Origin of the sequence: Glutamicibacter uratoxydans (genome assembly GCF_006539925.1) — a bacterium.
In the GTDB taxonomy this organism is placed as follows: Bacteria; Actinomycetota; Actinomycetes; order Actinomycetales; family Micrococcaceae; genus Glutamicibacter; species Glutamicibacter uratoxydans.
In genome coordinates this window covers 185912-197133 of sequence record NZ_BJNY01000004.1, presented here as the reverse complement: position 1 = coordinate 197133, position 11222 = coordinate 185912, and the positions used below count along the sequence as shown (strand labels likewise).

The 11222-nt window shown below is 61.2% G+C and carries 10 protein-coding genes, 1 tRNA gene and 1 riboswitch; of the genes, 5 read left to right on the top strand and 6 right to left on the bottom strand.

Features of this window, described 5'->3' with window-relative positions:
• Window positions 1-224 (top strand): hypothetical protein (locus tag AUR04nite_RS18100; protein WP_218024634.1); only part of this gene is annotated, 224 nt, incomplete at its 5' end.
• 214 nt (window positions 225-438) lie between these two features.
• A riboswitch (TPP riboswitch) is annotated at window positions 439-548 on the top strand.
• A complete protein-coding gene (gene thiC, locus AUR04nite_RS04675) occupies window positions 544-2289 on the top strand; it encodes a phosphomethylpyrimidine synthase ThiC (protein WP_141362430.1) in 1746 nt (581 codons plus the stop codon). It overlaps the preceding riboswitch by 5 nt.
• Window positions 2290-2376: 87 nt before the next feature.
• Here the strand turns inward: thiC and AUR04nite_RS04670 are convergent, their stop codons facing one another.
• Window positions 2377-4308, bottom strand: a complete 1932-nt coding sequence (locus AUR04nite_RS04670) for a DEAD/DEAH box helicase (protein ID WP_141362428.1) — start codon at window positions 4306-4308, stop codon at window positions 2377-2379.
• A 303-nt stretch (window positions 4309-4611) separates the two neighbouring features.
• Here AUR04nite_RS04670 and AUR04nite_RS04665 point away from each other — a divergent pair, with 303 nt between their 5' ends.
• On the top strand, window positions 4612-5037 hold the full coding sequence (locus AUR04nite_RS04665; protein WP_141362426.1) for a DUF1129 domain-containing protein: 426 nt from the start codon (window positions 4612-4614) through the stop codon (window positions 5035-5037).
• A gap of 84 nt (window positions 5038-5121) precedes the next feature.
• Here the strand turns inward: AUR04nite_RS04665 and AUR04nite_RS04660 are convergent, their stop codons facing one another.
• Together AUR04nite_RS04660 and AUR04nite_RS04655 are read right to left on the bottom strand one after the other, a co-directional pair.
• Window positions 5122-6279 (bottom strand): cystathionine gamma-synthase, encoded by a 1158-nt coding sequence (locus tag AUR04nite_RS04660; RefSeq protein WP_141362424.1) that lies wholly within the window; start codon window positions 6277-6279, stop codon window positions 5122-5124.
• A gap of 22 nt (window positions 6280-6301) precedes the next feature.
• Window positions 6302-7666 (bottom strand): cystathionine beta-synthase, encoded by a 1365-nt coding sequence (locus AUR04nite_RS04655; RefSeq protein ID WP_141362422.1) that lies wholly within the window; start codon window positions 7664-7666, stop codon window positions 6302-6304.
• Between the two features lie 137 nt (window positions 7667-7803).
• Here AUR04nite_RS04655 and AUR04nite_RS04650 point away from each other — a divergent pair, with 137 nt between their 5' ends.
• On the top strand, window positions 7804-8775 hold the full coding sequence (locus tag AUR04nite_RS04650) for a DNA-3-methyladenine glycosylase family protein (RefSeq protein WP_141362420.1): 972 nt from the start codon (window positions 7804-7806) through the stop codon (window positions 8773-8775).
• A gap of 21 nt (window positions 8776-8796) precedes the next feature.
• Here AUR04nite_RS04650 and trxA read toward each other — a convergent pair whose 3' ends face one another.
• Complete coding sequence (gene trxA, locus AUR04nite_RS04645) at window positions 8797-9171, bottom strand: thioredoxin (RefSeq protein ID WP_141362418.1); 375 nt, start codon at window positions 9169-9171, stop codon at window positions 8797-8799.
• A gap of 155 nt (window positions 9172-9326) precedes the next feature.
• Window positions 9327-9408 (bottom strand) — tRNA-Tyr (locus AUR04nite_RS04640).
• A 182-nt stretch (window positions 9409-9590) separates the two neighbouring features.
• On the opposite strand from AUR04nite_RS04640, the gene AUR04nite_RS04635 reads away from it, so the two are divergent.
• Window positions 9591-10079: a YajQ family cyclic di-GMP-binding protein gene (locus tag AUR04nite_RS04635; RefSeq protein ID WP_141362416.1), complete on the top strand. Its 489-nt coding sequence runs from the start codon at window positions 9591-9593 to the stop codon at window positions 10077-10079.
• A gap of 77 nt (window positions 10080-10156) precedes the next feature.
• Here the strand turns inward: AUR04nite_RS04635 and htpX are convergent, their stop codons facing one another.
• Entirely contained in the window at window positions 10157-11038 is an 882-nt protein-coding gene (htpX, locus tag AUR04nite_RS04630) for a zinc metalloprotease HtpX (RefSeq protein WP_141362414.1), read from the bottom strand.
• Window positions 11039-11222: the final 184 nt, after the last annotated feature.

Below are 11222 nucleotides of genomic sequence, written 5' to 3'. Positions count from 1 at the left end.
GAAATAAGAGAGACAATCTGGATCAGATTGTCTCTCTTTTCGTTTTCTTTGACGTCAATAAGTTTGCGTCTGAGACATTTCAATTCGTGCAAATACGGGCCAAGAATACAAATGCCAATATTGCCAGCTTGTGCCCGGGTCAGGGCAGCATGAGCGCAGAATCATTTATTGATCCAATCGCGCCGACACAATGCGCAGTGTCCACAACATGCATCCAAGTTTGAGATATCACTGCGATGTTTTCCGCCAGGCAATTGTCCATCTAATTCTGATGAATGGGCACCATCCAATACCTGTTATTGCCCACACAAATTCGGCACAAGTGCCCGCAAGCGCAGAAAATTCAGCACCCTACACGACCTTACTTTTTCTCGGCGAAATATTTCACCCAGTTCAAAAGCTGATTTGCCAAGCACCTGATCGGCTGTGTTAGCGTAATCGCGACCACACGGGAGTCCATTAGCAAGGGCTGAGATCGAACTAGTGCTGTTCGAGACCGTTGAACCTGTCCGGGTAATGCCGGCGAAGGAAGTGAGTTCTCACATGAATGAAATTCAGCAGCACCCTGCCCACGAAGCAACTTTTGTAAAGCAGGGATCAGTAGAAATCCCCGTCACGAGGATCAGCTTGGCTGACTCGCCCGACGGAACAAAAAACGGGCCATTAGATGTCTACCGCACCAGCGGTCCAGGCAGCGACCCGGTCAAGGGCTTGGCGCCATTCCGCGAAGCCTGGATCCGTGAACGCAACGACGTTCTCGAATACCAAGGACGCGAACGCAACCTGCTCGATGATGGTAAATCCGCGGCAAGACGAGGTGAAGCCAGCGCTGAGTGGGCCGGGCGCAAGCCGAACCCGCTCAAGGCAATCCATGGCGCACGGGTAACCCAGATGCACTACGCACGCCAGGGGATCATCACCCAGGAAATGCGCTACGTCGCAGCCCGCGAAGGCTGCGAAGTGCAGAAGGTTGTCGACGAGCTGGCCGCAGGTCGGGCCATCATCCCTGCAAACATCAACCACCCGGAAAGCGAACCGATGATCATCGGACGCGAGTTCCTGGTCAAGATCAACGCCAACATTGGAAACTCGGCAGTCACCAGTTCAATCTCCGAGGAAGTGGCCAAGATGCAGTGGGCAACCCTCTGGGGAGCAGACACCGTCATGGACCTGTCCACGGGCGATGACATTCACACGACCCGCGAGTGGATCCTGCGCAACTCCCCCGTTCCCATCGGAACGGTGCCCATCTACCAGGCGCTGGAGAAAGTGAACGGCGAAGCGAACGAGCTGACCTGGGAGATTTTCCGAGACACCGTCATTGAGCAGTGCGAGCAAGGCGTAGACTACATGACCATCCATGCAGGCGTTCTATTGCGCTACGTGCCGCTGACCGCAAACCGCGTCACCGGCATCGTCTCGCGCGGCGGATCCATCATGGCTGGCTGGTGCCTGGCCCACCACGAGGAAAACTTCCTCTATACGCACTTCGACGAGCTGTGCGAGATCTTCGCCCAGTATGACGTTGCCTTCTCCCTGGGCGACGGCCTGCGTCCGGGGTCAATTGCCGACGCCAATGACGCGGCGCAGTTCGCTGAGCTGGACACCCTGGCGGAGCTGACCAAGCGCGCTTGGAAGTACGACGTGCAGGTCATGGTGGAGGGCCCTGGACACATTCCGCTGCACCTAGTGCGCGAGAATGTGGAACGCCAGCAGGAACTGTGCGAGGGCGCGCCGTTCTACACACTGGGCCCGCTGGTCACGGATATCGCACCGGGCTATGACCACATCACCAGCGCCATCGGCGCCACGGAGATCGCCCGCTACGGCACCGCGATGCTCTGCTATGTGACGCCCAAGGAGCACCTTGGACTGCCGAACAAGGACGATGTGAAGACCGGAGTGATCACCTACAAGATCGCCGCCCACGCGGCGGATCTGGCCAAGGGACATCCGCTGGCCCAAGAGCGCGACGATGCGCTGAGCAAGGCGCGCTTCGAGTTCCGCTGGCATGACCAGTTTGCGCTCTCGCTGGACCCTGTCACTGCCATGGAGTTTCACGACGAGACGCTGCCTGCGGAGCCCGCCAAGACCGCGCATTTCTGCTCGATGTGCGGGCCGAAGTTCTGCTCAATGCGCATCAGCCAGGACATCCGCAACGAGTTCGGCTCTGCCGAGGCCCAGGAGGCCATCGTGGGCATGGCGCAGAAATCTGCCCAGTTCCTCGCCTCCGGAGGCAAGGTCTATGTGGGAGCCCAGATCCCGGTCGGCGGCACTACGACCATTTAGCTTCCTCCGGCACGCACAACGCCCCTGGAACCTGTTCAAACAGGTTCCAGGGGCGTTGTTTATCTAGGCTAGGAAGGGCGCTGCGGCTTAGTAGTCGCGGCGGCGTCCCGAATCGCTGAAGCGGTCGCGTCCACCGCGGCTGCCGCCGCCGAAGCGCTTGTCGCCGCCGCCGCGGCGCTCATCGCGGAAACCGCCCGAGCGCTTGCGGTCGTTGAAGCTGCCGCCGCGGCCGCCGCGGAAACCACCACGGTCACCGCGGTCGCCGCCGCGCTCGAAGTCGTCGTCGCGGTGCGGCTTGCGGCCGGAGTCCAGCTCCAGGTTGATTGGCTCGCCGCCGATGCGGGTCTTGGACAGTGCACGCCATTGGTCCTTGCTCAGCTCTGCTGGCAGTTCGACCAGGGTGTGGTCCGAACGGATCTCGATGCCGCCGATTTCCGAGGAGTTGAAGCCGCCCTCGTTGGCCAGTGCGCCAACGATGGAGCCTGGCTGCACGCGGTTGCGGCGGCCAACGGCGATGCGGTACATCGCGTTGCCCTCGGCTGCGGTCTTGCCGCGGCGTGGTCCACGCTCGCCGCGATCGCCACGGTCGCCGCGTTCTCCACGATCGCGATCGCGCTCCATGCGGGCCTTCTTGGACGGCGGGATGACTGGTTCGGTCATCAGTAGCGGACGTCCACCCTGGGCCATCATTGCCAGTGCGGCGGCGATTTCCAGGTGGTCCAGGTCCTCGTGCTGGGCTGCGAAGCCCTCGACGATTTCACGGAAGGTGGTCAGGTCCTGGCCGGTGATGGTGGCATCGATGCGGTCGGTGAACTTCTGGATGCGGCGGTTGTTGACCGAATCCAGAGAAGGCAGCTGCATCTGGGTCACCGACTGGCGGGTAGCCTTTTCGATGGCGCGCAGCAGGTACTTCTCGCGCGGGGTCATGAACAGGATCGCGTCGCCCTTGCGGCCTGCACGGCCGGTGCGGCCGATGCGGTGCACGTAGGACTCCGTGTCATGCGGGATGTCGTAGTTGATGACGTGCGAGATGCGCTCCACGTCGAGGCCGCGGGCAGCCACGTCGGTGGCAACCAGGATGTCGATCTTGCCCGAGCGCAGGTTCTCCACGGTGCGCTCGCGCTGCTGCTGCGGGATGTCGCCGTTGATCGCAGCCGCGGTGAAGCCGCGGGCCTTGAGCTTGTCGGTCAGGTCCTCGGTAGCCATCTTGGTGCGGACGAACGCGATCACGCCGTCGAACTCTTCGGACTCGAGGATGCGGGTCATTGCGTCCAGCTTGTGGGCGCCCATGACCTGCAGGAAGCGCTGGGTGATGTTCGCGCCGGTGGTCTGCTTGGACTTGACAGCAACTTCCTGCGGGTCGCGCAGGTACTCGGAGGCAATGCGGCGGATGGTGCGCGGCATGGTGGCAGAGAACAGGGCAACCTGCTTCTCCTCCGGGGTGGCTTCCAAGATCTTGTCGACCTCTTCAGCGAAGCCCATGCGCAGCATTTCGTCAGCCTCGTCCAGCACCATGTACTGCAGGTTGGACAGGTCCAGCGAGCCCTTGTTGATGTGGTCGATGACGCGGCCCGGGGTGCCGACGACGACCTGTGCGCCGCGGCGCAGGCCTGCAAGCTGCGGACCGTATGGGGAACCGCCGTAGACCGGCAGGACGGTGAAGTCAGGCAGGTACTTGGCGTAGGAGGTGAAGGCTTCGGCAACCTGCAGTGCAAGTTCGCGGGTTGGTGCCAGCACCAGGATCTGCGGGGTGTGCGCCGGGCCGTTCAGGTCGGCGAGCTCGGCCATGCGTGACAGTGCTGGAAGTGCGAAAGCTGCAGTCTTGCCGGTACCGGTCTGCGCCAGGCCGACGACGTCGCGGCCTTCAAGCAGCAGCGGGATGGTGGCGGCCTGGATTGGCGATGGCTTTTCGTAGCCCAGGTCAGCCAGTGCGGCCAGAACGCGTGCGTCCAGGCCCAGGTCGCTGAACGCAACCGTTGGTTCTTCGGTGGTCTTATCGTCAGTAGAGTTTACGGGCATGTCAGAAGACACGAAGATTTACCTCATTCGTTAGGGGATGGCCTAGCCGTCCCGCTAAGAACGGACGCAAGGCTACACAGTCAGATACAAGTCACGCTCACCAAGCGCTCCCCTATGACATAAAAACCCGCACACACTTTGCGGAAATACAACACGAGAAGGCTCTAACCTCAAATATTGGGCCAGATGCAAGGGATACCCTGATGTTCGCGAACACTCAATGCTATCGAAGGTAGGGCTGGTTTGTCAGTGTCAGGGCTGTGTGAGATCCGGCACCGCGCTGGGCCAAGTAGGCTTAAACCCGTGAATATTCGTGAATTGATGCGCCGCCCGGACGAGCCAGCACCCGGTGCCCTGCAGATCTCCCAGATGCTGTGGCTGCTCACCGGCGTCCTGTTCATCGGCTTCGGCGCGTTCCTGCTCTATGAGCAGTCGAAGCTCGGCGGAGCGAATTTTGGTTCCGTCGCCTTGAGCATCATGATGTTCGCCGCCGGGGCTGTCTTCGGGGTGTTCGCCTACCGGCTCTACCGCGGCCAGCGCGCCGCCCGCACCCAGCTGACCTGGATCGGCCTGATTGCAGCCCTGCCGATGGTGATGCGGATGGGCCGCTATTCGCTGCTGGCGGCCCTGGTGCTGTTCTGCGTGGTGCTGATGTGGCTGCCGGCGAGCAACCGCTACTTCAAGCTGGTCTCCCCCAAGCCGCCGCGCAGCAAGCGGCGCAGCCGGTAGACCGCCGGCAAGACCCACAATTAACGCAGGATGCCTGCCCAGCGATAGTTTTCGCGGGGCAGGCATCCTGCTTTTTACGCGGTTTTACAGGCCAGCGAAGGCGCGTTCCAGATCCTCAATCAGATCGGCCGAATCCTCGATGCCCACCGACAGGCGCAGCAGGTTCACCGGCACTGCCAGCTCGGTGCCCTTGACCGATGCGTGGGTCATTTCCGACGGGTAGTTCATCAGCGACTCGATGCCGCCCAGCGACTCGGCCAGTGTGAACAGTCGGGTGCTTTCGGCGATCTTGCGGGCGGCTGCTTCGCCGCCTGCCAGCTGCACCGACACCATGCCGCCGAAGCCGCTCATCTGCTTCTTGGCGATCTCGTGGCCCGGGTGCTCTTCGAATCCCGGGTACAGCACGCGCTCGACTTCCTTGCGGTCGCGCAGCCAGGCCGCCACCTTCGCGGCGTTCTCCGAGTGGGTGCGCATGCGCACCCCCAGGGTCTTCAGGCCGCGGGTGGTCAAGAAGGCGTCCATCGGGCCGGACACGGCGCCGACGGCAAACTGGATGAAGCCGATCTTCTCTGCCAGCTCATCGTCCTTCACGATCACCGCACCGCCCACGACGTCCGAGTGGCCGCCGATGTACTTGGTGGTGGAGTGCACTACGATGTCGGCGCCCAGGGTCAGCGGTTGCTGCAGGAACGGGCTGGCGAAGGTGTTGTCAACCACCAGCAGCGCGCCGGCTGCGTGGGCGATCTCTGCAACTCGGGCGATGTCGGTGATCTTCATCATCGGGTTGGACGGGGTCTCTACCCACACCAGCTTGGCCTTGTTCTTCTCGATCGCGGCGGCCAGCGACGCCTCGTCGCTCATGTTCACCGGGGTATTGCCGATGCCCCAGCCGCCGAGCACGCGGTCGATCAGTCGGAAGGTTCCGCCGTAGGCGTCGTTGCCCAGCACAATGTGGTCGCCCGGGCGCAGGATGGCGCGGATCAGAGAGTCCTCTGCGGCCAGGCCCGAGCCGAAGGAGAAGGCGTGGGTGCCGAATTCAGCGGCCGCCAGCTGCTCCTGCAGTGCGTCGCGGGTCGGGTTGCCGCCGCGGCCGTACTCGTAGCCGCTGCGCAGCTTGCCGATGGCCTCGGGCGCGTAGGTGGTGGAGAAGTGCAGCGGTGGAACCACTGCGCCGGTGACCGGCTCGAATGCCTGGCCGGCGTGGACAAAACGGGTGTTCGAGCCCTGGACGTTTTCAGTCATTGTTCAATCCTTTGGAAAGTGGTTAGCGGCTTGCGTGAGCCAGAAGGTCTGCGGGGGTCAGTGCGGCGATGACTTCGCCGCCTTGGGTCAGCACGGCGGCGGAATGTTCGCGCAGCAAGGCGCTGGCATGCTCCACCGAGTCGCCGACGCCCAAAAGCTGCAGCGGCGGACAGTCCAGGTCAGCCAGGGTGCTGTTCGGATCGGCGCCTGCCAGCAGCGCATCGGCCAGCAGCTGCGGACTGAGCACGCCGCGCACCTCGCCGATGCGGGCCGGCAGCTCGCGGGTGGCGATCACCAAGGCGCCGCGGCCCGACTCGCGCAGCGCCGCTGCGGCCTGGGACAGGGTCTGCTCTGGGCTGATCTGCGCGGCCGCGCCGCTTTCCAGCTGGGCCGCAATGCCCAACAGCGGCGCGTCAGCCGCTGCGGTGAAGCCCTGGTCGAGCATCCAGGCATCGTTGTAGATCTTGGCAAGGTAGCCGCGTCCGCCATCCGGTGCGATGACGACTACCACGTCGTCTTCGCCCAGGTCCTTGGCGATTCGCAGGGCAGCGGTGACAGCCATGCCGGAGGATCCTCCAAGCAGCAGGCCCTCTTCCTTAGCCAGACGGCGGGTCATCTCGAAGGATTCGGCATCATTGACGGCTTCGACCTGGTCCGGGACCGTCGGGTCGTAGTTGCCGGGCCACATGTCTTCGCCTACACCTTCGACGAAGTAGGGGCGTCCGGTGCCGCCGGAGTAGACCGAACCGTCAGGGTCCGCCGCGATCACCTTGACCGGGCCCGAGGCGCGGTCTGCGGAGATGTCTTTGAGGTAGCGGCCGGTGCCGGTAATGGTGCCGCCGGTGCCGGCGCTGATGACCACATGGGTCAGCTTGCCTTCGGTGTCATTCCAGATCTCGGGACCGGTGGACTCGTAGTGGCTGTCCGGTGCGCCGGGGTTGGAGAACTGGTCGGGCTTGTAGGCGCCGTCGATCTCTGTCACCAGCCGGTCGGAGACGCCGTAGTAGGACTCGGGAGAATCCGGGGCAACGGCAGTAGGGGTGACGACGACTTCGGCGCCATAGGCGCGCAGTACATCGCGCTTTTCCTCGCCCACCTTGTCAGGGGTGACAAAAATCGTGTCGTACCCCTTGATCTGGCCAACCAGGGCAAGTCCCACACCGGTGTTGCCGCTGGTGGGCTCCACGATGGTGCCGCCGGGCCGCAGTTCGCCGCTGGCTTCTGCCCGCTCTACCATCTTCAACGCGATGCGGTCCTTGATGGATCCACCCGGGTTGAGGTACTCAAGTTTCACCAGCACCGTGGCCTTGATGCCTTCGGTCACGCGGTTGAGTTTGACCAGCGGAGTATTGCCGATCAGGTCCAAAACAGTAGACGCATACTTCATGTCAAGAACTTTACCGGCGCTTGTCATACATGTCGTTGCGGTACGTAGTTTTACGTCATGGACTAGAGCAGCGCCACATCACGGTATACGCCTCGCGATAGCCTTTGAAGAAAGAGCACGGAAACAAAGGAGCGATTTTGCAGCCAGCTACACCGGATGCCTCGGCTACCTTTGACCCCCAGCGCCCAGTTTCTTTGACCAAGTCGCTGGGGATTTTGCGGCGAGGGCTTGGGGACCCGACGATCCGGCTGGCGCCGAACGAAGCCTGGCTTGCCTTCGCCACCCCGTTCGGTGATGCGTCGCTGCGGATCAGCAAATCAGCACTTAACTCGCCTGCAACAATCTCAGCGTGGGGCTCGGGCGCTTCGTGGGCGGTGGAGCATGCGCCTGATCTTCTGGGCGCCAGCGACGATTGGTCTGATTTCGATGCATCTGATTTTGCGCAGAGCCTGCCCGAAATGGTGCGCCGGGTGCGCAGCGAGAATCTTGACCTGATTTTGCCCCGCACCAATAGGATCTTCGATCACCTGCTGGGTGCAGTACTTGAACAACGGGTGACCGGCATCGAGGCGAATCATGCCTGGCGCTGGCTGATCAGGCATAAGGGACGCGCTGCCCCGGGACCGGCTCCGCTTGGCCTGGCTATTGCGCCGGGAGCGCAGGAAATCGCTTCGGTCACCCGCTGGGAATGGCAAGCTGCTCGCGTCGATGCCCAGCGCGCACGAACCCTGCGCCAGGTGGCTTCCGTGGCGCACAGCCTGGACTGGTGGGCCCAGCAGCCAGAAGATGCTAGAAAGCCCAGCGCACGAGGCGCCGGGACCTTGGAAGCGGCGCTGTTGTCAGTGCCGGGAATTGGGCAGTGGACGGTAGCCGAAACGCTGCAGCGCTCTCATGGCTCGGCCAATCAGATTTCGGTAGGCGATTTTCACCTTGCAGGCTTCGTCGGCCAGGTGCTAGCCGGACGCAGAGTCAACGACGCCGCCATGCTTGAGCTCTTGGCCCCATTTCAGCCGCACCGGCAGCGTGTGGTGCGGCTGCTTCAGCTGGGAGGAATTAAGAAGCAAAGCTTCGGGCCCCGCTACGCACCGCTTGACCACCGCAGCCGCTAGAACCCGAAGCTCAGAGAATGATTAGGATTCGGTCTGCGCCGATTCCTGGGCGATCTGTGCGTGAACCTCACTCATGTCGATGCCCTTGACCGCCTTCACCAGATCTTCAAGCTGGGCGGCGTTCAGTGCGCCTGCCTGCGAGAACACCAGAACCTTTTCACGGAATGCCATGAGGGTCGGGATGGAAGTAATATTCGCTGCGCGGGCAAGACCCTGTTCAGCTTCTGTATCAACCTTCGCAAAGACCACGTCCGGGAACTTTTCCGAAATCTGGTCATAGACCGGGGCGAACTGGCGGCATGGTCCGCACCAGGCGGCCCAGAAATCTACGAGGACAATATCGTTCTCTTCAATCAGCTGAGCGAAGTCGTTTTCGCTTACATTTTTTGTAGCCATGGTTACACGGTAGCGGACAGTAGCTAGGAAAACGTAGAAATGTGCGATTCAGCAACCTTGAAAGGTGATGCCGGGCACTAAATCGGCATGGTCAACTTTTTCACATGCCCCGAAAATCAAAAAACTCCCAGATCTTTCGATCTGGGAGTTATTTGTGGCAGATACTGGATTCGAACCAGTGAAGGCGTTGCCAGCTGATTTACAGTCAGCCCCCTTTGGCCACTCGGGTAATCTGCCGAGATGATCCCTTTCAAGAACATTTGTTCTTGTCGGAACGAGAAATAACTCTACAGGAGATTTTCGGCGATGGGAAATCGAAAGGGCTCTTTTTGCTGTAACCCTGATCACAGCACGTTTTTACGGCCCGAAACCGGTAATCTTGGATGCGAATCAGAACCGTTCTCACAAGGAGTAGTCACATGGCTAGCGATTCCAGTTTTGACGTTGTAAGCAAGGTAGACAGCCAGGAAGTATCCAATGCGCTGCACCAGGCGCAGAAGGAAATTCAGCAGCGCTACGATTTCAAGGGCGTCGGCGCCGAGATTGATTTCAGCGGCGAGAAGATCCTGCTAAAGGCCAACTCGGAAGAGCGCGTCAAGGCGGTACTGGATGTCTTCCAGTCCAAGCTGGTCAAGCGCAACATCTCGCTGAAGTCTTTGGATGCCGGCGAGCCTTACGCCTCGGGCAAGGAATACCGTATCGAGGCAAGCATCAAGGAAGGCATCGCACAGGATGTCGCCAAGAAGATCAATAAGCTGATCCGCGACGAGGGCCCGAAGGGCGTCAAGTCCGTCATCCAGGGTGACGAGCTGCGCGTGTCCTCCAAGTCCCGCGACGACCTGCAGAGCATCATCGCGCTGCTCAAGGACTTCGAAGAAGCCGACCTGCAGTTCATCAACTACCGCTAGGCGCTGTCCGCGGCAGTTAAAGAAAGGAAGGAGAGGAGCTCACTTGAGCTCCTCTCCTTCCTTCTTTAAGCGGAGACCTAGTACTGGCGGCCGCCGGCCATCGATTCCAGGCGGGCAATGCGGTCTTCCATCGGCGGGTGGGTGGAGAACATCTGTTTCATGCGCGATCCAAAGGGATTGGCAATCATCAGGTGCGAGCTGTTGACCAGCTTCTGGTCGTCGGTAGCCAACGGTGCTTGGCTGATGCCGGATTCCAGCCGGCGCAGTGCACTGGCCAGTGCCAACGGGTCACCGGTGAGCTTGGCTCCGTCTTCATCCGCGTCGTACTCGCGGGTGCGGCTGACTGCCATCTGGATGATCGAGGCAGCCAGCGGAGCCAGCAGGGACAGGGCAATGAGCGCGATGGGATTGACGTTGCGGTTCTCCCCATTGCTGCTGCCGCCGCCGAAGAACATCAGGAACTGCGCGACCGAGGTGATGACGCCGGCGATTGCCGCTGCCACCGAGGAAGTGAGGATATCCCGGTTGTAGACGTGCATGAGCTCATGGCCAAGAACGCCGCGCAGTTCACGCTCATTGAGCAGCTGCAGGATGCCTTCGGTGCAGCACACTGCGGCGTTCTGCGGATTGCGCCCGGTGGCAAAGGCGTTGGGCGATGCGGTGGGCGAAACATAGAGCCGCGGCATCGGCTGCTGGGCATTCATCGACAGCTCGCGCACAATGCGGTACATCGCTGGCTGCTCGGCTTCGGAAACCGGGTAGGCGCGCATGGAGCGCAGGGCGAGCTTGTCACTGTTCCAGTAGCCATAGGCGGTGGTTCCCACACCGATCAACGCAAAGACCCAAATGAATGTCGGGTTGCGGGTGCCTGAGGCTATCAGCGAACCCAAGGCCAGCAGCAGCGCAAACATTCCTCCGAGCAGGAATGCTGTTTTAAGCCCATTGTTATGTCCGTGCACGTTGACGTTCTCCCCTACGACTAGAAGCCGAATTCATCACTATCGGCGTATCTCTAGTCTAATCAACGCATGGTTTGCGTTGCTGGTTCCAGTTGCGCGGAACATCACAATCATCCGGAGAACAATTCATTCGGGAATATTGCGTGCCTATAGGTGTTGTACGTTGTGGCCTGAACTTCTTATT